The following is a 22,604-nucleotide window of genomic DNA, read 5'->3' on the forward strand; positions in this document are numbered from 1 at the left end:
CGGTTCCGAGAACCGTCAAGGAAAACCCGACCGGTCTCGCATCGCGGACCATTGAATTTCACGAACGTGTGACAGGGAAACCCTTGAACACCCGTCGAATGGCGGCGCATTCTGCCGGGGTGCGGACCGAACAGCTGGAATACATAGCGGCCGTGACCCGGCTCGGCTCACTGCGCCGGGCGGCCGACGAACTGCGCCTGTCGCAGCCCGCGTTGAGCGAAACCGTCCGGAACCTGGAACGCGAGCTGGGCGTCGACCTGCTGGAGCGCAAGCGCACCGGGGCGACCATGAGCGCGGCCGGGCAGGAGCTGCTGCCGCGCATCGTCGAGGTGCTGGAGGCGGTGGACCGGCTGCGGGTGGCGGCGGGCGAGCAGCACCGCATCAGCCGTATGGTGCGCGTCGGCACGGTCAACGCGGCGACCGTGCCGCTGCTCGTCCCGGTCCTGCGGGACTTCCGGGCCACGCATCCGGTCACCCAGGTCGAGGTGGTGGGCGCGCAGCAGGCGGAGATCCACCGGGGCCTCGCCGAGGGCGGTTTCGACCTGGGGCTGGTGAACCACCTCGACGGCGACGACGTGCCCGCCGGCTTCGAGGCCACGGAGTTGCTGCGCGGACGCCCGGTCGTGTGCGTACGGCCGGACAGTCCGCTCGCCGGCCTGGCCGAGGTGTCGGTCGACGACCTGCTCACCGTGCCGCTGATCGCCATGCGCACCGGCTATGTGATGCACCGCTATGTGCACCGGCTGCTGGCGGACCGTACCCCCGTCTTCTCGTACTCGACCGACGGGGCCGAGATGGGGAAGCTCATGGTCGCGGAGGGGCTCGGGGCGACGGTGCTGCCGGACTTCAGTGTGGTCGGGGACCCGCTGGAACGCGCCGGGACGATCGTGTGCCGGCCTCTGGCCGGGGATGCCACCGGGGTGGTGCTGACGCTCCAGCGCCGACGGGCCGAGGCGGTGCCGCAGGCGGCGCGGGATCTGCTGGAGACGTTCGTACACCGGGCCCGCGCACTGGGCGGGACGGTTGCGCAACGGCCCTGACCTGCGGGCGGGCATGGTCCCAGCGTCCATGGCCGGCCCCCGAACTACATTGCCCCGCCATATGTGCCCCTGCCCAGCCTCTCCCTGGCGGGTGCCGACACCCGGCCGCCGGCCTCCCCTGCCGTCCGAGCATGCGGTCGTCCCAGGCGGCGCGCATCCGGCGGGAATGCTTCCACCACGGCGTTCGCCGCCGGCGTGGTCACGCGGGGGGTGCTGCTCAATCTCGCGGCGGACGGTGGTGCGGAGGCGAATCCTGGTGAGGCGCGCTTACTTCCTTTGCAGCTTCCCCAGCGGGTTGGGGTCTTCCTCCAGCGCGGTGACCGCCGCCTGCCAGCTGCTGTCCTCGGGACGGAGGGCGCTGTGCAGGAAGGCCGAGGTGAGCTGCTGGATCAAAGCGACGCGCGCGGGACTCTCGTCCGTCGTTTCGGCCACCTCGTACCCGGGGATGCCGCCGAGCGAGTGTTCTGCTCCGAACAGCGTGAGCAGGCTCTTGCTTCCCGGGCTGTAGGTGTAGGGGTCGGCGAACCAGTCCGGTCCACGCGTGGACAGTGCGGACTGGTCGTGGTCCCCGGCGACGATGAGAGCCGGCGTCGTCATGGTGTCGAAGGACGGCTTCATGAAGGGGAAGTTCTCGGCGGCGAACGGGGCCAGGTCGTCGCCCAGGCCGGTCAGGGCGAGCAGCACACCCGCCTTGACACGGGGGTCGGACATGTCCTCGCCGGGTACGCCGTCCGAGTCGAGGACGCGCGCGCCCAGCAGCGCGCTCGCCGTCTGGGCTCCCCAGGAGTGGCCGGCCACAGCGATGCGGCTGCGGTCGACGCGCCCGCTGAGGCCCGGCACGGAGGCTTCCAGGACCTCAAGCCCGTCCAGCACGCGCTTGAGGTCCTCGATACGGAAGCGCCAGATCCGCGGCGTACGGGGGTCCTCGGCCGGAAGGCCGAGCGTCCTTGAATCGAGGTGAGTGGGCTGCAGGACCACGAAACCGCGAGCGGCCCAGAAGTCCGCCAGCGGGGCGTAGCCGTTCATCGACCAGCCGAAGCCGTGCGAGAAGACGACGACGGGCAATTCGCCGCCTGTCGCGGGCGCGGAGACGCGGACCTGGAGGTCCTCACCACGGCCGGGGGCGGACAGGACGACCAGCTTCGCGGACACGATCACAGGGGGCGCACTCGCGGTCTCCTGCGTGTTCGCGATGTTCGAGTCGGGCTTCGAGTCGGGCATGGAGGTACTTCCGTTCGGCTTCTTCGGGTGGCCGGCGGGGCGGGTCCGGCGGTCAGCGGCGCCGCAGTGCCGGGCCGAGCAGGGCGGGCGGGGTGTCGTTCTTCTCGTGCGCGGCCAGGTGGACGCCATCACGACGAAACGGAACCCCGTTCCGGAACGATACGGAACACTGTCCCGTTTAGCAAGCTCGGCAACGGAGGGGGCAGCGGAGGGAGAATCCGCTCGCGGACGGGGCAGGTTCTACCGCCACTTGCCGACTCGAGCACCGTCGCGCCCGCGCCCCGCACGGAACGGCCACGGGGTCCCGATCCGCTGAAGGATCACCGATCCCGCCGAGCCCGGGCACACCACGCTGCCCTACTGAAGCCCGGCAACCCGGCTCACGTACGTCACCGACACGTTCGGCGCGTCTCTCAAGCGGCCGTCACCCGGCCCGCGCGGACCGCCGCCTCGGTCAACGTGGTCGCCGTTCGTACGGCGCTGCTGACGGCGGCGTCGGGATCGAGCCCGCACAGGTCGGTGAGGGTGAACAGGGCCTCCGCACTGACGACCACCGCGAGGTCCCGCTTGAGCTGGGCGAAGGCGTCCGGATCCGTCGCCGCCAGGGTGTTCTCCAACGGCAGGAGCGCGTGGTCGATGAGACCGAAGCGGATGCCGGGTCTCGTACTCACCGTCTCGGGTCGGGTGACGGTGGCGGCGATCATCGCGCGCACCGAGCCCTGCCGGGCGAGGATGCCACGGAGGAGGAACTCGCAGGCGAAGGCGACGCGTTCGACGGGATCACGGGATTCCTCGACGGGCCGGAGCGCGTCGGCGGGGCCGGGCCAGACGCCGGCCAGCGCCTCGCCGATCAGTGACGGCAGGTCGGGGAAGTAGCGGTAGGCGGTGGCCTCGGAGACCAGAGCCGCACGGGCGATGGCGGGCATGGTCACCTCGGCGCCCGTGCCCATGAGCTCGCGGGCAGCCTCGACGATCGCCGTGCGCGTGCGCTTCTTCTGGTTGCTGCGGCCGGTGTCCGTCGATGTCGTCGCCATGGGTACGCCACGCCCTCTCTTTCCTGCTCGTCCACGAGTCCCTGCCTCCCCCATGCTACCAGCGCCCTCTCTTTATGAGAGTTCACTTGCATAACGAAGGCGCGCCATCTAATCTCCTGAGAGCGCACCCTCATGAAGAGGGATGGCGGAGGAGACAGGAGGAGAGCAATGAACGAGGTTTCCGTGGTCGGCCCGGACGACGGCGAGACGATCCGCCTCGGTCCGACCCAGATGCGGATCCTGGAGGACGGCAGCACCACCGGACACCGGATCGGGATCGGCGAGATCACTCTCGCCCCGCACACCCAGGGCCCGCCGCAGCATCGGCACGCCCAGCACGACGAGGGCTTCTACGTGGTCTCCGGCACCGTGCACTTCACCATCGGACAGACCACCCACGTCGCGCCGGCCGGTTCGCTCGCGATGATCCCGCCCGGCGCCCCGCACACCTTCGCCAACCTCGGCGACGAGCCGGCGGTGCTGCTCAACACCTTCACGCCCGATCTGTACGTGCAGTACTTCCGCGATCTGCGGGACATGATCGCCGGCGGCCAGGAGCTCGACCCCGAGTCGACGGTCGAGGTCATGAGCCGCTACGCCACCGTTCCCGCCACCGACTTCGCCTGACCGCCGGGTCTCCGGCCTTCCGACTCCCTTACAAAACACACCACTTGAGGACATCCATGACCAGCACCGTTCACACCCTCTCCCTCCCTTCCGGCGACCTCGACCTCACCGTCGACGGCCAGGGCCAGGGCCGCCCCTTCCTGCTGCTGCACGGCGGCGGCGGTCCGCAGACCGTGGCACCCTTCGCCGGGCTGCTCGCCGACCGGCGGCCGGCCAGGGTCGTCACCCCGGTCCACCCCGGTTTCGGCGGCACCACCCGGCCCGACTGGCTGACCGACGTCCCCGGCCTCGCCCGGGTCTACGCGCAGCTGCTGGAGGACCTCGGCCTCACGGACGTCGCAGTCGTCGGCAACTCCATAGGCGGCTGGATCGCCGCCGAACTGGCCCTGCTCGGCAGCGACCGCATCAGCAGCGTCACCCTCGCCAATGCCGCCGGCATCCACGTGCCCGGCCACCCCATCGCCGACATCTCCTCGATCACCCCCGCCGAGCTCTCGCGGCTCGCCTTCCACGACCCCGCGAGGTTCGCCGTCGACCCGACCACCCTCCCCGAGGCGGCCCGCGCGGTCATGGCCGCCAACCGCGCCGCCTTGCAGGTCTACGCCGGACCGCACGAGATGGCCGACCCCGGCCTGCGCGAACGGCTGGCCAAGGTCACGCACCCGGTCCTCGTCGTGTGGGGCGAAAGCGACCAGGTCGTCGACGTCGACTACGGACGGGCCTACGCGGCAGCGATCCCGGACGCCCGGTTCGAACTCCTGCACCGCACCGGCCACATGCCCCAGCTCGAGACCCCCGAGCAACTCCTCCCCGTGGTCTGGGACTTCGCCGACGCCCACGCCACCAACCGTCCGAACAACTAGCCCGCGGGGAGCCTTCGGTGCCCGAATCCGTCCGCGGGCGACGGCGGTTGGTGCTGGCCGTCTGCTGTCTGAGCGTTCTTCTGGTCAGCCTCGACACCACCATCCTCAACGTCGCCCTGCCGTCGATACGGCAAGACCTGGACTCCTCGGTTTCCGGACTGCAGTGGACGCTGGACGCGTACACCGTCGTGCTGGCCTCGCTGCTGACCCTGGCCGGCTCCACCGCCGACCGGGTCGGGCGGCGGCGGATCTTCCAGCTCGGCCTGGTGCTGTTCACCGGCGCCTCGGCGCTGTGCAGTCTGGCACCGAGCACGGGGTGGCTCGTGGCCTTCCGCATGGTGCAGGCGGTGGGCGGCTCCATGCTCACCCCGGTCGCCATGGCCATCCTCACCAACACCTTCCCGGAGCCCCGGGAGCGAGCCCGGGCGATCGGGGTCTGGGGCGGTGCTGTCGGGGTCAGCATGGCCGTCGGGCCGGTGCTCGGTGGTCTGCTGGTGCAGTCGGCGGGGTGGCGGTCGGTGTTCTGGCTCAACGTGCCGATCGGCTCGGTGGCCCTGGTCCTCACCGCGCTGTACGTCCCCGAGTCCCGCGCGGCCCGGGCCCGCCGGCCCGACCCGGTGGGGCAACTGCTGGTGATGGCCCTGCTCGGCGCGCTGACGTACACCCTCATCGAGGCCCCCGGGGAGGGCTGGACCGCGCCCCTGATCGTGGCCTGCCTGATCATCGCGGCGGGCGCCCTGGCCGGGCTCGTACCGTACGAGAACCGGCGCGCCGAACCGTTGATCGACCCTCGGCTCTTCCGCAGTGCGTCCTTCAGCGGGGCCACCCTGACCGCGGTCTTCGCGTTCGCCGCACTCGGCGGCTTCCTGTTCGCCAACGCCCTCTATCTGCAAGGGGATCTGGGGCTGAGCCCGCTGGAGGCCGGGCTGCGGATGATGCCGATGGCGGTGCTGTCGCTGGTGTGTGCGCCGCTGTCCGGCCGGATCGTGAGCAGCCGCGGCCCGCGCGGGCCGCTCCTGCTCGCGGGGGCGGGCATCACCGCCAGTGGTGCGCTGGCGGTGTTCGTCACCCGCTCACCGCACCCCTCATACGGTCTGCTGGCCGTGGCCTACGCCCTGTTCGGTCTGGGCTTCGGTTTCGTCAACGCGCCGATCACCGACACGGCCGTGGCCGGTCTGCCGCGCGACCAGGCGGGAGTGGCCGCCTCCCTCGCGGCGACCAGCCGGCAGGTCGGCTCCTCGATCGGCATCGCCGTGATCGGCGCCGCCGTCGCCGCCGGGGCGCGCCCGGCTGCCTGGTGGATCATCGCCGGCTGCGGCTCGGCCGTCCTGGCCCTGAGCGCCACGACCGCCACCCGCCGGTCACCCGCCGACGCCGGACACCTGCACGCCCGTGCCACCCCCGAGCAGCCCCGCCTCGCCCCGGACGCGAGCTGACCGGGAACCGTCCCGCCGCCGTAGCGGCTCGCCGGTCCGAGAGCGTGGTCGACCCGGCGGCCGACGCCGCGTGGAGACTCGGGCGGCGGCTCGCCGAGGGGGCGCCTGCTCGGCGCTCGCTGCTCGTGCGTCGGTGCCGTTCGCCGCTCAGTCGCCCGCCGGTTCGGGAGAGCGGGCGTACTCGGTGGGCGTTCGGCCGTACTGCTTCTTGAAGGCCCGGATGAGGTGGCTGCTGTCCGCGAACTGCCAGTGGGCGGCGAGTTCCGAGACGCTCAGCCGACCGGAGGGCGCGGTGAGGGCGAGTCGGGCCTCTTCCAGCCGCCGTCGGCGGATGTAGGCGGTCACCGGCTCCCCCGTCGCGGCGAATGCCCGCTGCAGGTTGCGTACGGAGACGTTGAGTTCACGCGCCAGCATCGTCCCGGAGAGCTCGGGGTCGGCCAGGTGGCTGTCCGCGAGGTCTTTTGCAGCCTGTGCGAGGGCGGGAGCCAGTTGGGGTTCCGCGTCGTCGACCCGCTGCCTGGCCACCGCCTTGGCCAGCTCGATGAGTGCGCTGTGGGCGGCATGCACTCCCGCGGGCCCGAGGTCGGCGACCGTTTCGTAGATCATGTTCGAGTGGGCCACCAGCAGGCGCACCTCGGCGGAGTCCGCCGGTCCGCTGACGCTCTGCCGCACTCCGAGCAGTGGTTTGAGCACAGCGGCGGGCAGGACGAGGACCTTCGCCCTCGTGTCCGGCACCGTCTCGAAGTGCAGGGGCCGTCCGATGTGACGGAGCAGGAACTGCCCGGCCGACACGGTCTGTTCGCTGCGGGCGAGCGGGGCACCCAACCTCCATGCGCCGCGCCGCACGACGTACATCCGCACCTGGTCCTCGACGCCGTCGAGGGGCCCCTCGGTCCGGATGGGGGAGGCGCCGTGGAGATCGGTGACCGCCACGTCACCCACCTTGGCGGCGCGGCTCCTGACCCGGAAATCACGGGTCGTGGCCGGGCTGAAGGTCGGCAGCGGGAAGCCGTCGCCGATCTCCGTCTCCCAGCCGCTGCGGAAGGCGTCGAACGGTCGCGGCGCGGTGTCCGGGAGTGCGCCGTCCCCGGAGAACGCCCCGCCTGACCCGTCGGCCTTCCCTCCCGTGCTGTTCATCGACGGTCGCCCCCTCCGCGTTCGTCGCTCCGACACCGCCTGGCCCCGATGTTCTGCCGGGATGGCGCTGAGGTGCAAGCCTGTGCTGTGTCGATCTTCCTGAGGGCTGTCCCGTAATCCCCGGTGGATCAGCGCGCGGCGTCAGATGCGGTGCATCGCAAGGCGGAGGTCGTCCTCATACTGGGCGTATTCGGGCGATCCGACAACGCGGCGAGGTGCCGTAGCTGTCGTCGCGCGCCCTCCGGCGATGTCCCCTCCCCGCGCGGCCGCCGTCGCCCCGTCCCCTCCGCCGCCCGGCCCCGCTCGCCGCGCCGGTTCGTGACCGCCGCCCTACGCTCGGGGCATGCAACGCCGCCCGATGCACATGTCTGCCGAGGCCCAGGTCGCTCTGCGCACCGCGCTGGAGGAACTCCGCGCGGAGCTGAAGGTCCCCCTGAGCTTCCCCAAGCGCGTACTCAAAGCGGCCGACAAGGCCGCGGGTGAGGCGCGCTTGCCCGACAAGGACGCCACCCACCTGCCGTTCTTCACGATCGATCCGCCGACCTCGAAGGACCTCGACCAGGCCATGCACCTGGAACGGCGGCCCGGTGGCGGCTACCGCGTGTACTACGCCATCGCGGACGTGGCGACCTTCGTCAGGGCGGGCAGCCCTCTGGACATCGAGGCGCACGACAGGATCGAAACGCTGTACTTCCCCGACCTCAAGGTGCCCCTGCACCCGCCCGTCCTCTCCGAGGGCGCGGCCAGCCTGCTGCCGAACAAGGACCGCCCCGCCCTGTTGTGGCAGCACGACCTCGACGCCCACGGCAATCTGACCGACTCGTCCGTGAGCCGGGCCGTGATCCGAAGTCGGGCCCAGCTCGACTACGCCGGCGCCCAGCAGGCCATCGAGAACGGCACGGCGGAGGAGTCCCTCGCCCTGCTGCGTGAGATCGGCGAGCTGCGGGAGGCCGTCGAAATCGCGCGCGGCGGCATCTCGGTGAATCTGCCGGACCAGGAGGTCACCCTCGAGGACGGATCGTTCCGGCTGCGCTACGTGGCGACGCTGCCGGTCGAGGGCTGGAACGAGCAGATCTCCCTCATGACCGGGATGTCCGCGGCCCAGATCATGCTCGACACGGGTACCGGCATCCTGCGGACCCAGAAGGAGCAGGCCGATCAGAACGTGATCAAGCGCCTGCACGACATCGCGAAGGCCCTGGGCATCGTCTGGCGGCCCGGCATCTCGTACGCCACGCTGGTCCGCAAGCTCGATCCCCACAACCAGCAGCACATGGCCTTCCTCACCGAGGCCACGAGCACGATGCTCAAGGCGGAGTACACCGTCTTTCGCGACAGCCAGAAGCCGGCGTACACGATGCACGCAGCGATCGCGGCCCCGTACACCCATTGCACGGCTCCGCTGCGGCGCCTGGTCGACCGGTACACCGGTGAGCTGTGCGTGATGGCGTGCGCGGACAAGGCCCCGCCGAACTGGGTGCTCGACGCCCTGTCCTGCATCCCGTGCGACACGGCACGGGGGAAGGGCGGCCTGGCGGACCGGCAGACCGTGGACCTGGCCGAGGCCGCGGTGCTCAAGGACCGCCTGGGCGAGGTGTTCGACGCCGCGGTCATCGACACCGACGCGGAGCGGGGCAGGCCGCGCGAGGGCAAAGTGTTCCTGGCCGACCCCGCCGTGCTGGCCAAGGTCGTCTCGACCAACGGCCTGGATCTCCAGCTCGGATCCAGCATCAGGGCCAGGCTCAAGCAGGCGGACCCCGCCGCGGACGAGGACAAGATCCTCTTCACCGTGCCCTGAGGGGTGTCCCGTAAAGATCTTGGAGCCGCCTCGGGCATGGCGGGCCATCGTGCCACCTGCGACCTGTCCGGCGAGGGCGAGGTTGTGCATCCGGGCGATGCCGAGCATGGCGTGGTGGACGCCGTCGCCTTTGAGGCGGCAGTCGCGGAGGATCTTCCAGGTCTTCATGCGGGCGAAGACGTGCTCGACACGGGCTCGGACCTGTTTGTGGGTCCTGTTGTGGTCTTCTTTCCAAGCTGGGATCTCGGTCCGGCCGCGGTCGCGACGGTGCGCAAGACTCGGGGGAAACCGTGAACCAACCGCTGCTGTTCCTCGACGTGGACGGACCGCTCAACCCTCACGCGGCCCAGCCGGAGAGGCGCCCCGACGGCTACACCACACTCAGAGTTCCCCGGAACGACGCCCATGAGGACGACAGGGGACTCTCGTCCCGACGACGCCCCCTACGTGTCTGGCCCAACCCGGAGCACGGACGAAGCCTGCTGCGGCTCGGCTTCGAGCTGTGCTGGGCCACCACATGGATGGACAACGCCAACCGGTGGATCGCACCGGTCCTCGGCCTTCCGGAACTACCCTTCGTCGACTTCGGCGACGCCCTGCTCCAAGAACGCCCTGATGGAGTCCACTGGAAGACCGGACCGTTGGTGAACTACGCCAACGGCCGTCCTTTCGCCTGGGTGGACGACGAGCAGAGCGAGCTGGATCAGACGTACATGACCGCCCACCACCAAGGGCCCGGACTCCTGCACCACGTCAACCCGCGCATCGGCCTACGGGAGAACGACTTCCGCGCACTCGCCGACTTCGCCCACTCCCTGGCCACCTCACGAACCACCGGCTGAGCACCTCACCCGCTCTTCAGGCTGCTCCATACTCGGAGCCAAGATCTTTGCGGGACAGTCCTTGGGCTTCGACGGCGGGGACAATCACACGGTGGAGAGGGGACAGGGGGCGGACCGGCAGGGGGTGCGTGAGACCGGGGCGGCCCTGCACGAGGCGTTCTCGGAACTGCGCGTCGAGGTCCTGCACCGCGTCGGCGACGGAGATCTGGTGGCCACCCACAAGGTGTTGCGAGGGCGGCACACGGGCGCATGGTTCGGTGTCCCGCCCTCAGACAACCCGGTCGAGTTCAGGGTGATGGACATCGTCGGCTACCGGAACGGGCAAGGGGCCGAGCACTGGGCTGTCGCCGACGCGGTGAGCCTGTAGCGCCGGACCGGCGCCCTCGCTCGACCGTGGATCTCCCGCCCCGGGCCACCCCGTCTCACGGCTGCTGCGGGCGCCGCGAGGCAAGCACCACGGCATCTCCCGGCCGGCCGCCCATCACCCGCCGCTCCAGCGGACGCCGCACGGCTCTCCCGCTCCGCGTGGGGATCACATGGGCCGCTGTGGAGGTGTCGAAGGCGTGGTCCATATACGGCGTTCGGCGCTCAGGGGGTCGTCGAGGGTGTGCGGGGCGGTGTCCCAGGTCATCGTGGTGCGGCGCTTTTGGGTGTAGCGGGGCCAGTGGGGGCCCGGGTCCAGGTCGCGGACGAAGGCGACCCAGGCGCTGTGCATCGCGTCGGCGAGGGCCTGCGGTGGACGCGGGCCCGTCGCGGCCGTGACGCGTTCGGCGTTCAGGAGGTCGAAGGCGAAGGGGATGTCGATGCAGTGGGCGGCGCTGCCCCAGGTGAAGTGGTAGAGCCAGGTGGGGAGTTCGTGGTGTGCGCGGACCTCGGCGAGGGTGAGGGAGGGACCGCGGAAGATGGCGTCGGTGAGGGCCTGGCCCATGCGTTGCGCCGGGTCCGACTCGTCGTGGAGGGCGGTGTACGACGTCACGGCCTCGGGACCCAGACCGTGGCCGGCCAGCACGGCGCGCACGACGTCGGGCGGTGCGGGTGCCGGGGTGGTTCCGGGCGGGGAGTTGAACTCGCGCCGGGTGAAGCCGAGCAGGAGTGGTACGTGGGATGCGCTGCCGTCGGCGAAGGCTTCGGGGACCGGGACGGGGATCAGCTCCCCGTCCGCGAAAGGAGCCAGCGTCAGTCCGGCCTCGGGAGTGGCAAGGGCGTCCTGGAGGGCGAGCAGTTCGTCGTCGGTGAGGTCGCGGAGTGCGCAGGCACGGGCGGGGACGCCGGTGCGCTCGGTCAGGCGGGCCGAGTCGGCGAGGGCGTCGCGACGGTGCTGGGGGGACCTGACGGCGCCGGACTGGGAGATCGCGGCGCGGAAGAGGCCGTGTGCGGAAGGCGTGGCCATGAGGGTCTGCGCGGCACCGCCGCCGGCCGACTGACCGGCGACGGTGACCTTCGCGGGGTCGCCGCCGAACGCGGCGATGTTGTCGCGTATCCAGGTCAGCGCGGCGATCCAGTCGAGCACACCGCGGTTGTCGGGAGCGTCGTCGAGGTGGAGGAAGCCTTCGATGCCGAGCCGGTAGCCGAGGGAGACGAGGACGATGCCGTCCCGGGCGAAGGCCGAGCCGTCGTACCAGGGGCTGGCGGCCGATCCGGCGACGTATCCGCCGCCGTGGATCCAGACGAGTACCGGAAGGTCCGCGCCCGGTGTCGGGTCCGGGGTGAAGACGTTGAGGTTCAGCACGCCGTCGCCCGGTATCGACGGCTCGGGGATGGTGGTGGGGCCGTCGAGGATGAAGGGGCGCCGTTGCGCGGTGGGCCCGTACCGGGTGGCGTCGAGTGGTTCGGTCCACGGGTCGGGCGGCACGGGGGCGGCGAAGCGGAGGTCGCCGACCGGGGGCTTGGCGTAGGGGATGCCGAGGAAACGGGCGGTGGTGTCCTGCCACGTCCCGAGGACGGGACCCAGGGACGTGGCAGCGAGTACGGACTGGGGCACGGAACGACTTCCTTTACTTGACGCCCTTGATCGGCCGGATGGCCAGCGCGCTGATCAGTACGACCGCCATGGCGAAGCCGAACAGGACGCGGTAGCCCGGCAGTTTGTCGCTGCCCGCGGCGAAGGCGGTGATGAGGACGGAGGCGATGATCGGCCCCAGTGCCTGCGGGATGTTGGTGGCGATGTTGAGCAGGCCCAGGTCCTTGCCGGCCGCCGAGCCCTTGGGCAGGACCTCGGTCATCAGGGCCATGTCCAGCGACATGTACGTACCGAAACCCATGCCGCTGACCAGCGCGTACGCGTACATGGCGGGCAGGGTGGGGCTGGCGAGCGGGATGGCCATGGACAGGGCCAGCAGGACCGAAGCGCCCACTACGAAGATCTTGCGGCGGCCGGTGCGGTCGGAGATCTTCGCCGCCGGCAGAGCCCCGGCCAGGGTGCCGACCAGGGCGAGTACGGACATCAGCTGCTGGGCGCTGTCCACGGCGTCGGCGTCCAGGCCCACGTAGTCCTGGAGGGCGTACCGCTGGTAGGTGGCCACTCCCCAGTAGCCGAGGATGAACGTCATCCGGGCCACGAACGCCCAGGCGAAGTCGGGGTGCCTGCGCGGTGAGACCCAGAAGCCGGTCAGGAACTCCCGCCAGGAGAACGGCTCCGGAGCCTCGGGGCGGGTCCGGTCGCGGTTGAGCAGGACGAACGCGAACACGGTCACCAGGACGATCGCGGCGATGACGCCGTAGCCCAGGCCGAGCCGTCCGGCGTAGCGGGCGGCGAGGATCACGCCGAGCGTGGCGCCGAGGTTGGAGCCGAGGCCGACGAAGGCGGAGACCATGCCGAACCGGCGGGGAGCGACCCGGTCGGCCATGACGGCGGTCAGCGGGGCCTGGATCACGTTCAGCAGCACCTGGACGGCGACCCACAGCAGCGTGAGCCAGAGCAGGGTGGTGGCGTGCGAGATGGCCAGCAGGGCGAGGGTCGCACCCACGGCACCGAACAGCATCCAGGGGGTGCGGCGGCCCAGGCGCCCCCGGGTGCGGTCCGAGACGGCACCGATGATCGGCTGGGCGAAGAGCGTGACGATCGACGAGGTCATCGTCACCAGCGCGAGGTTCGATTCCTTCGCGGCGGCGTCGAGGTTCTGGATCTGGGTGGGGAGCAGGACCACGACCAGGCCGGCATAGGCGGTGTAGAGAGCGGCGAATCCCGCGCCCATCGACCACATCAGGCCGGTGGCCTGGGAGCGGCCCAGGGGGGCGGCCGTTCGGGGAGTGGCGGGGGCGGAAGAGGTCGAAGCGGACAAGGACGCCTCCACGGGGACGGACCGGCTTCGTTGCCAGTGCCGGGAGTATGACCTCGCTCATTTATTTATTTCAAGACTCGAAAAAAAATCTCTTGGCCACTCTGACCGGATCCCATCGCACCGGAGGCACAATCGACGGGTGAACGCACCCGCCGACTCGGCCGACGTACGACGCCGCAACCTGGCCCTGGTGCTGCGGTACCTCGACGCCCACGGCCCCTGCGCCCGTACCGAGGTCGCCGTCGGTACCGGACTGGTGCACGCCACCGTCACCGCACTGGTCGCGGAACTCATCGACCGCGGCCTGGTCCGCGAGGCGGGCTCCGTGCCGTCCGGCGGCCGGGGCCGCCCCCGGCGCCTGCTGCGCCTCGTACCCGAACGCGTCGTCGTCCTCGCCGCCCAGGTGACCCTGGAGTCCGTGCACGTCATGGCGGCGGACTTCCAGGGCCAGGTCCTGCACCGCGAGTCGGCCCTGCACCACGCGCCGTACGGCGATCCGCGCGCCCTGGCCGCGGCCATCGCCTGCCTGGTGCGGTCGGCCGAGGCGGCGGTCCGGAACGCGACGCCGCACGCCCACCTCGCCCACCTCGCCGTGGCCATGGCCGGGCCGGTCGTCGGGCCCTCCCAGCTGGTCGCCGCCGCGATCGACTTCGGCTGGCGCAACACGGACCTGCGCGCCCTGGTGGCCGCCGAACTCCCGGGGCTCGACTGCCCGGTCGACGTGGTCAACGACGCCAACATGGCGGCCCTGGCCGAGTACCACGCCCTCGCGGCCGACGGCGTACGGCACCCCGACACCGTCGCCTACATCAAGGCCGACACCGGAGTGGGCGGCGGGCTGCTCGTGGGCGGCCGGGTGCACCGCGGAAGTCACGGCATGGCGGGCGAGATCGGCCACCTGCCGATCGCCCTCGACGGTCCCGAATGCCGTTGCGGCACCCGGGGTTGCCTGGCGACGTACATCGGCCCCGAGCCCCTCGTAGACGCCGCCGGACTGGAGCGGCTCGCCGGGGCGCAGGGCGGTGAGGCCGCGCTGGCCGAGCTGGACCGCCGCCTGCGCGACGGCGATCCGGACGCGGTCGCCGCGCTCGGCACGGCCGGGCAGGCCCTGGGAGCGGCCGTCCTCGGCGTGTCCGGCGTCACCGACGCCGGTGAGATCATCCTCGGCGGTTACCTCGCCACCTGGGCCGCGTGGTTCAGGCCCGGCCTCGAAGCGCGCCTGGCCGGACGCCGCGCCCTCTCCCCCGACATGCAGCCGGTCATCACCTTCGGCGTCCTCGGCGGCGAGGCGACACTGCGCGGCGCGTTCCAGACCTGCCGGGACGCCCTGCTCGACGACCCCACCAGCGTTCCGGTCGCCCAGAGGGCGGAGGTCGGCGGGCCGGTGGGGTGACTGTGCATGCGGGCGCGGCGTCCCGATGGCCGTTCAGGTGGTCATGGCCTGGTACACGAGGTTCCGCAACTGGCGGCGCAGGGGCGGGCGGTGCTTGCCCCAGGTGACGACCTGCGTGCAGAACACCGCCGTGACGCCGTCGACCGGGTCCACGAAGAAGTGGGTGTTCGCCGCACCGGACCAGCCGAACTCCCCCTTGTTGCCGAACGAACCCGCGGCCACGGGATCCGTGACGACATAGAAGCCCAGCCCGAACCCGCAGCCGCGGTGCTCGTCGTCGGGGTACAGCCCGAAGGAGTTCAGGTCGGCGCCGCCGGGCAGGTGGTTGGCCGTCATCAGTGCGAGGGTCCGGGGGCCGAGCAGCCGCTCGCCGTCGAGTTCGCCGCCGCGCACGAGCATGCCGGCGAACCGGTGATAGTCCTCCAGAGTCGACACCAGTCCGGGAACACCGCTGCCGGACGGGAACGCCGCCGGCTCCCGGAAGGTGGGACGCAGTTCCTGGTTCACGGCAAGTCGGCCCGATTCGGGTTCCGGACTGTAGACCTCGGCCAGGTCCGTCACCCGCTCAGGCGGGAGCGAGAACGTCGTGTCGGTCATCCCGAGCGGGCCGAGCACGTTGGTCTCGATGAACCTGTCGAGAGTCTCGCCGGTGCAGACCTCGATGATCCGGCCCAGTACGTCGACACCGAGGGAGTAGTTCCAGGCGGTGCCCGGTTCGAACAGCAGCGGCAGCCCGCCCACATCGGCGCACATCTGCTGGAGCGTCGTGCCCGGCAGCGGGAGTACGTCCTGGCCGGCCTGGCGGTACAGCGCGTCCACCGGGTTCATGTGGGCCAGCCCGAGGGTCAGCCCCGCGGTGTGCGTGAGGAGATGGCCCACGGTCACCGGGTGAGCGGCCGGGCGGACCCGCACGCTCCCCGGTGACCCGCCGTCGTACACCGCCATGTCCGCGAACTCGGGGATGTACGCGCTGACCGGGTCGTCGAGTCCGAGCAGCCCCCGCTCCACGAGCATCATGACGGCGACGGACGTCACCGGCTTCGTCATGGAGTACAGACGCCACAGGGTTCCGGGCTCGACCGGGAGGCCGAGTTCGAGGTCCCGGAGTCCGCCGCCCCCCGCGTACACGGGTTCTCCGTTGCGGGCCACGAGCGCCGACCATCCGGGGATGACCCCGAGTTCGGTCTGCCGGTCGAAGAACTCGGTGATCCGCCCCAGCCGTTCCGCGCTGAAACCGGACTGTTCCGGGGGCTTGGTGACGCCGAAACGGTCGGCGAACTGCTGCATGTGTGCCTCCGTGTAGTGGAGTTGGGGACGGCCGGCCGCGTCAGCGGGCGGAAGGAGCCGGGGCCCCGTCGACACCGGCCGCCGCCAACAGCCTTCGGGTGTAGGGATGTTCCGCGCCGGCGTAGACCTCCTCGGTCGTGCCCCGCTCCACGACGTCACCGCGGTACAGGACGACGATCCGCTGGGCGAGGTGCCGGACCACGGCGAGGTCGTGGGAGATGAACAGGTAGCTGACGCCCGTCTCCCGCTGGAGATCGGTGAAGAGGTTCAGGACCTGGGCCTGGACCGAGAGGTCGAGCGCGCTGACCGGCTCGTCGCACACGATGAGCTTCGGCGACATCACCAGGGCCCGGGCGATCGCGATCCGCTGCCGCTGCCCTCCGGAGAACTGGCGCGGGTAACGATCGGCCGCCGCGGCCGGCAGCCCCACCAGCGCCAGCACCTCCCGTACCCGCTCCAGGACCACGGCCCGCTCGTCGCGCGAGTGCACCAGAAGCGGTTCGGCCAGGGTCTGGCCCACGGTCAGCGCCGGGTTGAGCGAACCGTTGGGGTCCTGGAAGACGGCCTGGATGCTCTTGCTCAGCTCCTTGCGCCGGGCGCCGCCGGCGTGGGTGATGTCCTGGCCGTCGAAGACGATCGTGCCCTGTGTGGCGGCCGTCAGGCCGAGTACGGCACGGCCGAGGGTGGACTTGCCGGAACCGGACTCCCCGACCAGGGCGACGGTCTCGCCCGGCCGGATGTCCAGGGACACGTCCCGGATGGCCGCGGTGCCCTTGCCACGGCGGTGGTACGACACCGACAGGTCGCGGATGTCGAGCAGAGGCCGCTCGGTCGTGCTCACGTCGGTCGTGTTCACGAGGACACCTCCAGCAGCTCTTCGCCTGCGAGGACGCAACGGGCGACACCCTGGTCGTCGGGCTGTGTCAGGGCGATCGGCGCCTCGGTGCACCGGGAGACGCGGTCGGGACACCGGTCGGCGAAGTGACAGCCGAGGGGCCACTGCCCCGGGGGCGGCACGGTGCCGGGGATGGTGGGGATGGGCTCGCCCACCGTCGCAAGCCGCGGGTTCGCGGCGAGCAGCTTGCGGGTGTACGGGTGCATCGGCGCGGTCATGACGCGCTCCGTCGGACCGGCCTCCACCACCTGGCCCGCGTACATGACCAGGGCGGTGTCGCAGGCCTCCGCGATGACGTCCCAGTCGTGACTGATCATCAACAGTGCCATGCCCGTGTCCCGCTGGATCGTGCGCAGCAGCTGGACGATCTCGCGCTGGACGGTGACGTCGAGCGCGGTGGTCGGTTCGTCGGCGACGAGGATGCGCGGGCGTCCCGCCAGGGCGACGGCGATGGAGACGCGCTGTGCCATGCCGCCGGAGATCTGCGACGGACGCAGCTTCAACACCCGGTCCGGATCGGGGAGTTGGACCTGGGCGAGCAGTTCACGGGCCCGGAGCGTGGCCTCCTTGCGGGAGAGGTTCTCGTGGGTGCGTACCGCCTCGCGCAGCAGGTGGCCGATGGTGAACAAGGGGTCGAGGCCGACCATGGGCTCCTGCGAGATGAAGGCGATGGTGCCGCCGCGCAGGGCCCGCCACTGGGGCGCACCGAACGGGCCGACGTCGGTGCCGTCGATCTCGACGGTGCCGGAGGAGACGCGGGCCCCGCTCGGCAGCAGACCCAGCAACGCGAGCCCGGTCATGGACTTGCCGCAGCCTGATTCGCCGACCAGTCCCACCGTGCGGCCCTGCCCCACGGTCAGGCTCACGTCGCTGATCAGCTCGACCTCACCCTGCTCGGTGTCCGCAGTCACGGTCACCTTGGTGAGCCGTACGACCGGATCCGGCTCCGCCAGCAGCCAGGCGTCGTCGGACTCCGGCACCGCGACGGCTGCCACCGCCGGGGCGGATGCCTTGCGACGCCGGGTCGGCGTCGCGTTCGACGCACCGGACCAGCGCTCGGCGAGCATGTCGCGCAGCCCGTCACCGAGGACGATCAGCGCCGCGGCCGTGACGGCGACAAGACCGCCGGTCGGGATGGCCAGCCAGAGGCTCTCGTTCAGGGTCTGCGCGGCGTCGGCCATCATGCCGCCCCAGGAAGGCGCGGGCGGCTTCACGCCGAGGCCGATGGCGTTCAGGCCGGACGCGATGAGCAGGGTGTTCACACACGCCAGCGCCGCGTTCACCAGGATCAGGCCGGTGATCCGCGGCAGCACGTGCCGGCGGGCCACCCGCCAGGTACCGAGCCCGGACACCCGCGCCGCGGCGACGTAGGTCTCCCGGCCGACCGTCAGCGACGCCGACCGGACGACCCGCATCATGCCGGGTACCGACAGCAGGCCGATCACGACCATGGCCGCGGTCATGCTCTGCGAGAACAGGGCCAGCACGATCAGCAGCAGAATGATGCCGGGGATCGACATCACCACGTCGGCCAGCCGCATCAGCACCGCGTCGACACGGCCCCGGCGCAGGCCGGCGACCAGGCCGAGGGGGACCGCGATCACCAGCGTGAGGCCCACGGCGATGGCGATCTCCCGGAACGTGTCCGAGCCGCCGTACATCAGACGCGACAGCACATCACGGCCGAGCCGGTCGGTGCCGAGCAGGTGCTTCGCGCTCGGCCCGGTCAGTGCCGCGGTGAAGTCCGCCTGCTGCGGTGGGTACGGCGCGAGCCACCGGGCACCGAACGACGCGATCAGCTCCAGGACCAGGATCACGGCCGGAATCGTGATGCGCGGCCGGCGCAGGACGCGGCGCACGACGGACTCGTGCGGCGGGTGCGCCGGGGCGGAGGCGAGAGAGACCGGCGCGCTCTCCGCCTGTTCGGGACGCTCGGGTTTCGTCATCGATGTCTCCTGTGTGCTCATGCGGCGACCGCCTGAGGGTTGAGCCAGCCGATCGCGAGGTCGAGCAGGAGATTCAGTCCGACCACGATGAGGGTGAAGTACACCGCCACTCCCTGGATGACCGGAATATCGCCGCTGGACGCGGCCGTGACCGCCGCGCTGCCGAGGCCGGGCAGGCCGAAGAGTTCCTCGATCACCACGGCCGATCCGAGGAGTCCGATGAGGTTGTTGCCCGCCACGGTCAGGACGGTGACGGAGATGTGCCGCAGGGCGTGCTTGAACAGGATCGAGCGCTCGCTGACGCCGTTGGCCCGCAGGTTCCGCACGAAGTCCCGGCTCAGCACGTCGGCGAACTGCTCCCGCGTCTGCTTGGCGATCACCGTGACCAGGGCGAAGGCCAGAGCGGCCACCGGCAGTACCAGCGAGCGCGCCCAGTCGCCGGCGGACGTCCCGAAGAACACGTATCCGTTCGCGGGCAGCAGGCCGAACCGGGTGTTGAAGATCCAGATGCCCAGCAGACCGACCCAGAAGGCGGGGATGGTCATGCCGGCGATGGACGCGCTGTCCGCGGCGAGCCGCGTGGCGCGGCCGCCGCGGGCGCTGGCCATACCCAGGACGACTCCGACGACCAGCGCGAGGAGGGTGGTCGCGATCACCAGGGAAAGCGTCACTCCGAGCCGGGTGTTGAGGGCGCCCGACACCGACTCGTTGCTGCTGATCGACCGCCCGAGGTCGCCGTGGACCGCGTCCTTCAGCCAGGCCCAGTAGCGCTCCCAGACCGGCTGGTCGAGGTGGAGGCGGTGCCGCAGCGCGGCGATCGCCTGGGGTGAGGCGGTCAGACCTCCGATGGACCGGGCGGCGTCACCCGGGATGAACAGCTGGAGGAAGAAGGTGAGCGCCGAGACGAAGAGCAGCAAGGGCACAGCCTGCACGATCCGCATTCCGCTGGTTCGCCACATGACGTGATGCCTTTCTCGGTAGGGTCACTTGGCGGCGTACAGGGACGTTAGATCCGGTGTGAGGTTCGTGGTCGAGAGGTCGACACCCTTCAGACCGGGCCGTACGTAGACGATCTTTTCCATGGCGACCATCGGGATCGTCCAGGACAGGTCGGACAGGCGCTGTTCGAACTTCTGCCAGCCCTGCTCCTGGAGCTGGGCGGTCGGTGCGGAGGCCGCCTTGCCGTACAGCGTGTCGAGCTGCTTGTCGCTGGCCTTGAGCGGGTTGCCCCAGCTGAACAGGAGGTCGTTGCCCTGGGCGTACGGCGGGGCGATGCCGGCGCCGTAGTCGAACATCATCCCCGCGTACTTCGCGTAGGTGGAGAAGAGCTCGTTCACGTTCGCCGGGACGTTGATCTTGACGTTGATCCCGATGTTCGCCATCTCCGCGGCGAAGGCCTCCGCGGCCTGGGACTCCCCTACGCCCGTGAGGTTCACGGTGATGGGCAGGGTGAAGCCGTTGGGGTAACCGGCCTCCGCCAGAAGCTTCTTGGCCTTGGTGACGTCGTAGGCGTACTTTCCTTCGCTGCCCTGGGTGTAGCCGCTCGTGTCGGCGAGAACGGGATAGTCCCAGCCCTTGGCGTACGTGCCGTACAGGGCCTTGGCGATCGAGTCCCGGTTGATGCCGTACATCATGGCCTGCCGTACCCGCAGGTCCCCCAGGGCCTTGACCATGGTGCCCGCCCGGTCCTGGATCATCAGCTGCATGATCGAGTAGGGGCTCGACAGGACCTGCAGTCCGGCGGACTTGGCGGCCTTGGCGGTCGTGGAGTCGCCGAGCGCGTAGTCGACCTCCCCCGAGCGGAAGGCGCTGAGCGTGGTGTTCTCGTCCTTGATGACCTTGACGACGACCTTCTTCCAGTGCACGCGCGACTTGTCGTAGTACGTGGGGTTGGGGACGTACGTATAGGTCTGGCCGGAGACGGTCTGCGACGCGTCGATCATGTACGGCCCGGCGCCGTGCGTGGTGGTCCCGAGTTCGCTCGTCTTGTCGAGGCCGATGGGGCTGATGATCTCTCCGGTCGTCGGTCTGGAGAGATAGAGCGGCATCAGCGGATCCGACGTCTTGAGGTGAAGGCGGAGTTTGAGACCGGACAGGACGTCGATCGCTCCCACGGGGGCCAGGTCGGCCGCCAACGGCCCGCCGGCCTTGGCGTAGTACTGAAGCGACTTCTTCACGCCTGCGGCGGTGAGTGCGGAGCCGTCGTTGAACTTCACGCCGGACCGCAGGGTGATGTCGAAGGTCTTGCTGTCGGAGCCGACGAAGCCCCATTTGGTCGCGAGGCCGGGCGTGTACTTCCCGTTCGCGTCCTGGCGGATCAGCGTGTCGTACGCCAGCTCGAAGAAGTACTGCTGCGGGTCGGAGGAACCGCCCAGAGCCGGGTTGAGGCTGTTGGGTGCGATCGCCGAGGCGACCGTCAGGACGTTCGGGTCCTGGGCCTTCGCGGTGCCGGACGAAGCGCTGTTTCCGCCACCGCATGCGGTGGTCAGGAGCGCGAGCCCGGCGGCACCGGCCGTGACTGTGAGAGTAAGACGCGAGCGTGTCATCTGAACCTCCGGCGTTTGAGGCATCGAATGGGAACGCGGGGTTCACCGGGCGTGGGGAAGGAGGCCACCGTCGTGGTGGATGCTCCGTGGTGTGGGTCCGCGCGAGGTTGGGGACGGCAGGACGGTCTCTGAGTGGGTGGGTGTCCGGAAAGCCGCAGGCATGTTCCGGCAGAATGCGGAACACCCGAGCCGTGGTTGTGTGGATTGCCTCCGCCGACGGGTGGCGTGGACGCGGCACGTTGAGTAGATGCCGGGCTTCTGAGGCCGGTGTTCGTGGTACTGCACCCAGTTCTGCGAGGATGCTGTTCAGTCGACTCTTGTGGAGGTCGGCCTGAGTAAGGCGTGGGGCGCGACGGGTGCGGTCGGTGCTTTCGCGGCGGTATGACGCATGAAACCGCCTCTCAGCGGAGCCCCTGAAATCGAGTTGGCTCATTATTCGGTCGACCGGTCCGATCCCCGAACCGAGGGAGTCCGCTGAGCGGACCGCAGGCCAAATCAGTTTCGACGTCCCTCGCTCATCGCGGTGACGGTTCTGGTGATGCGCCGGCCCGCCATGTCCGGCGGGCGGATGTACGGGCGACGCTCAGGTAGCAGGAACAGGTAGCAGGCCGCCCGAACCCTCCGCGCCACAGATGTCGTCCGCCGCCGCGACAGAGAACAGCACGAAGGCGAGCAGTGCCGACGTGAAGGACAGGACATTGACGTTGCGCGTGCTCCATCGGTCAGCGGCGCAGGCCGTGGTCAGGCCGGCCTGCTCCACGTGAGTTCGGCGGTGCGTTGCGCGCCCCACAGTCGGGTGGGAGTGGCGAGGCCGAGTCTGAGGAGCGAGCCTTCGAAACTCACCTTCCGCACCTGGGACCGTCCGATCCAGTTCGGGAAGAGGCTGGTCGTGACGTGGTGTTCGACGGTCGCGGGGTCGACGACCTCGAACGGCCCGCCGTAGGCGACGTAGCCCGCAGCGGCCCGGGCAAGTTCACCGGCCGCCGCGTCCTCGAGACGTGCCGATCTCATGGGTGGGCGGTCACCACGCCCCAGCTGGGCGGACATGTATCCCTGAGGCGTGTAGACGATCAGGCCGTACGGGGTGGGGCCGAGGGGATGGATGACCTCCCCGTCCGTGCTCGTGGCGGTGTAGGACACGAGGTGCCATGCGCCGAGCAGCTTCCCGCGGATCTCTTCGCGGGCCTCGCGTTCGTTCCCCGCGGCGGTGTGGTCCGTGGTGGTCATAGAAGGGACTTCTTTCATTCCGGGAGAGCGA

Annotated in this window: 20 protein-coding genes and 1 pseudogene; 8 read left to right on the plus strand and 13 right to left on the minus strand. The window is 70.4% G+C overall.

The features are described 5' to 3' along the window. Window positions 1-119 precede the first annotated feature (119 nt). Window positions 120-1,040 carry a LysR family transcriptional regulator gene (locus ACFWXC_RS14255; protein ID WP_384478517.1) on the plus strand — a complete coding sequence of 307 codons (921 nt, stop codon included), beginning with the start codon at window positions 120-122 and terminating at the stop codon, window positions 1,038-1,040. Between the two features lie 267 nt (window positions 1,041-1,307). Here ACFWXC_RS14255 and ACFWXC_RS14260 read toward each other — a convergent pair whose 3' ends face one another. After that, window positions 1,308-2,261: an alpha/beta hydrolase family protein gene (locus ACFWXC_RS14260; protein WP_384478220.1), complete on the minus strand. Its 954-nt coding sequence runs from the start codon at window positions 2,259-2,261 to the stop codon at window positions 1,308-1,310. A gap of 413 nt (window positions 2,262-2,674) precedes the next feature. Further along, window positions 2,675-3,295, minus strand: coding sequence for a TetR/AcrR family transcriptional regulator (locus tag ACFWXC_RS14265; protein ID WP_384478223.1), 621 nt, complete (start codon window positions 3,293-3,295; stop codon window positions 2,675-2,677). Between the two features lie 168 nt (window positions 3,296-3,463). Here ACFWXC_RS14265 and ACFWXC_RS14270 point away from each other — a divergent pair, with 168 nt between their 5' ends. From ACFWXC_RS14270 to ACFWXC_RS14280, 3 genes are read left to right on the plus strand one after another with little or no spacing between them, the layout of a single operon-like run. Further along, the gene (locus ACFWXC_RS14270) at window positions 3,464-3,922 is read left to right on the plus strand and encodes a cupin domain-containing protein (RefSeq protein WP_384478226.1); all 459 of its coding nucleotides are present in this window, start codon (window positions 3,464-3,466) and stop codon (window positions 3,920-3,922) included. A gap of 56 nt (window positions 3,923-3,978) precedes the next feature. Then, window positions 3,979-4,785: an alpha/beta fold hydrolase gene (locus tag ACFWXC_RS14275; protein WP_384478228.1), complete on the plus strand. Its 807-nt coding sequence runs from the start codon at window positions 3,979-3,981 to the stop codon at window positions 4,783-4,785. Between the two features lie 17 nt (window positions 4,786-4,802). Then, window positions 4,803-6,221, plus strand: a complete 1,419-nt coding sequence (locus ACFWXC_RS14280) for a DHA2 family efflux MFS transporter permease subunit (protein WP_384478231.1) — start codon at window positions 4,803-4,805, stop codon at window positions 6,219-6,221. A gap of 147 nt (window positions 6,222-6,368) precedes the next feature. On the opposite strand, the gene ACFWXC_RS14285 is transcribed toward ACFWXC_RS14280, so the two are convergent. Then, a complete protein-coding gene (locus ACFWXC_RS14285; protein WP_384478234.1) occupies window positions 6,369-7,358 on the minus strand; it encodes a helix-turn-helix domain-containing protein in 990 nt (329 codons plus the stop codon). 343 nt (window positions 7,359-7,701) lie between these two features. Between ACFWXC_RS14285 and ACFWXC_RS14290 the strand changes: the two genes are divergently transcribed. Next, entirely contained in the window at window positions 7,702-9,156 is a 1,455-nt protein-coding gene (locus ACFWXC_RS14290; protein WP_384478237.1) for an RNB domain-containing ribonuclease, read from the plus strand. 66 nt (window positions 9,157-9,222) lie between these two features. On the opposite strand, the pseudogene ACFWXC_RS14295 reads toward ACFWXC_RS14290, so the two are convergent. Beyond that, window positions 9,223-9,432 (minus strand): annotated as a pseudogene (locus ACFWXC_RS14295) (transposase); the annotation flags it as partial. 14 nt (window positions 9,433-9,446) lie between these two features. Here ACFWXC_RS14295 and ACFWXC_RS14300 point away from each other — a divergent pair. Next, on the plus strand, window positions 9,447-9,998 hold the full coding sequence (locus tag ACFWXC_RS14300; protein ID WP_384478240.1) for a hypothetical protein: 552 nt from the start codon (window positions 9,447-9,449) through the stop codon (window positions 9,996-9,998). A 91-nt stretch (window positions 9,999-10,089) separates the two neighbouring features. Beyond that, a complete protein-coding gene (locus ACFWXC_RS14305) occupies window positions 10,090-10,365 on the plus strand; it encodes an ester cyclase (RefSeq protein WP_384478243.1) in 276 nt (91 codons plus the stop codon). Window positions 10,366-10,530: 165 nt separating this feature from the next. Here the strand turns inward: ACFWXC_RS14305 and ACFWXC_RS14310 are convergent, their stop codons facing one another. Both ACFWXC_RS14310 and ACFWXC_RS14315 read right to left on the minus strand, forming a co-directional pair. After that, a complete protein-coding gene (locus ACFWXC_RS14310; RefSeq protein ID WP_384478246.1) occupies window positions 10,531-11,979 on the minus strand; it encodes a carboxylesterase/lipase family protein in 1,449 nt (482 codons plus the stop codon). 13 nt (window positions 11,980-11,992) lie between these two features. After that, on the minus strand, window positions 11,993-13,279 hold the full coding sequence (locus ACFWXC_RS14315; protein ID WP_384478249.1) for an MFS transporter: 1,287 nt from the start codon (window positions 13,277-13,279) through the stop codon (window positions 11,993-11,995). A 139-nt stretch (window positions 13,280-13,418) separates the two neighbouring features. Between ACFWXC_RS14315 and ACFWXC_RS14320 the strand changes: the two genes are divergently transcribed. Beyond that, complete coding sequence (locus ACFWXC_RS14320; protein ID WP_384478252.1) at window positions 13,419-14,672, plus strand: ROK family transcriptional regulator; 1,254 nt, start codon at window positions 13,419-13,421, stop codon at window positions 14,670-14,672. A 33-nt stretch (window positions 14,673-14,705) separates the two neighbouring features. On the opposite strand, the gene ACFWXC_RS14325 is transcribed toward ACFWXC_RS14320, so the two are convergent. The 7 genes from ACFWXC_RS14325 to ACFWXC_RS14355 all read right to left on the minus strand — a co-directional run bounded on the left by ACFWXC_RS14325 (window position 14,706) and on the right by ACFWXC_RS14355 (window position 22,573). Next, entirely contained in the window at window positions 14,706-15,959 is a 1,254-nt protein-coding gene (locus tag ACFWXC_RS14325; RefSeq protein ID WP_384478255.1) for a serine hydrolase domain-containing protein, read from the minus strand. Between the two features lie 40 nt (window positions 15,960-15,999). Beyond that, on the minus strand, window positions 16,000-16,815 hold the full coding sequence (locus tag ACFWXC_RS14330) for an ATP-binding cassette domain-containing protein (protein WP_384478259.1): 816 nt from the start codon (window positions 16,813-16,815) through the stop codon (window positions 16,000-16,002). Then, the gene (locus tag ACFWXC_RS14335; RefSeq protein WP_384478262.1) at window positions 16,812-18,800 is read right to left on the minus strand and encodes a dipeptide/oligopeptide/nickel ABC transporter permease/ATP-binding protein; all 1,989 of its coding nucleotides are present in this window, start codon (window positions 18,798-18,800) and stop codon (window positions 16,812-16,814) included. The genes ACFWXC_RS14330 and ACFWXC_RS14335 overlap by 4 nt, the downstream gene beginning before the upstream one ends. Before the next feature lie 17 nt (window positions 18,801-18,817). Then, window positions 18,818-19,741, minus strand: coding sequence for an ABC transporter permease (locus ACFWXC_RS14340; RefSeq protein ID WP_384478520.1), 924 nt, complete (start codon window positions 19,739-19,741; stop codon window positions 18,818-18,820). Between the two features lie 42 nt (window positions 19,742-19,783). Beyond that, window positions 19,784-21,346, minus strand: coding sequence for an ABC transporter substrate-binding protein (locus ACFWXC_RS14345; RefSeq protein ID WP_384478265.1), 1,563 nt, complete (start codon window positions 21,344-21,346; stop codon window positions 19,784-19,786). Between the two features lie 583 nt (window positions 21,347-21,929). Next, complete coding sequence (locus ACFWXC_RS14350) at window positions 21,930-22,106, minus strand: hypothetical protein (protein WP_384478268.1); 177 nt, start codon at window positions 22,104-22,106, stop codon at window positions 21,930-21,932. Next, window positions 22,088-22,573, minus strand: a complete 486-nt coding sequence (locus tag ACFWXC_RS14355) for a lipocalin-like domain-containing protein (protein ID WP_384478271.1) — start codon at window positions 22,571-22,573, stop codon at window positions 22,088-22,090. The genes ACFWXC_RS14350 and ACFWXC_RS14355 overlap by 19 nt, the downstream gene beginning before the upstream one ends. Window positions 22,574-22,604: the final 31 nt, after the last annotated feature.

The organism is Streptomyces sp. NPDC058683 (genome assembly GCF_042716195.1).
Classification (GTDB): domain Bacteria; phylum Actinomycetota; class Actinomycetes; order Streptomycetales; family Streptomycetaceae; genus Streptomyces.

Bases quoted from the DNA above. Each gene is read 5' to 3' on its own strand.
- ACFWXC_RS14335 (WP_384478262.1), bottom strand. From the start codon at position 18,800: ATGACGAAACCCGAGCGTCCCGAACAGGCGGAGAGCGCGCCGGTCTCT.
- ACFWXC_RS14270 (WP_384478226.1), top strand. From the start codon at position 3,464: ATGAACGAGGTTTCCGTGGTCGGCCCGGACGACGGCGAGACGATCCGC.
- ACFWXC_RS14325 (WP_384478255.1), bottom strand. From the start codon at position 15,959: ATGCAGCAGTTCGCCGACCGTTTCGGCGTCACCAAGCCCCCGGAACAG.
- ACFWXC_RS14260 (WP_384478220.1), bottom strand. From the start codon at position 2,261: ATGCCCGACTCGAAGCCCGACTCGAACATCGCGAACACGCAGGAGACC.
- ACFWXC_RS14275 (WP_384478228.1), top strand. From the start codon at position 3,979: ATGACCAGCACCGTTCACACCCTCTCCCTCCCTTCCGGCGACCTCGAC.
- ACFWXC_RS14345 (WP_384478265.1), bottom strand. From the start codon at position 21,346: ATGACACGCTCGCGTCTTACTCTCACAGTCACGGCCGGTGCCGCCGGG.
- ACFWXC_RS14290 (WP_384478237.1), top strand. From the start codon at position 7,702: ATGCAACGCCGCCCGATGCACATGTCTGCCGAGGCCCAGGTCGCTCTG.
- ACFWXC_RS14340 (WP_384478520.1), bottom strand. From the start codon at position 19,741: ATGCGGATCGTGCAGGCTGTGCCCTTGCTGCTCTTCGTCTCGGCGCTC.
- ACFWXC_RS14265 (WP_384478223.1), bottom strand. From the start codon at position 3,295: ATGGCGACGACATCGACGGACACCGGCCGCAGCAACCAGAAGAAGCGC.
- ACFWXC_RS14285 (WP_384478234.1), bottom strand. From the start codon at position 7,358: ATGAACAGCACGGGAGGGAAGGCCGACGGGTCAGGCGGGGCGTTCTCC.
- ACFWXC_RS14355 (WP_384478271.1), bottom strand. From the start codon at position 22,573: ATGACCACCACGGACCACACCGCCGCGGGGAACGAACGCGAGGCCCGC.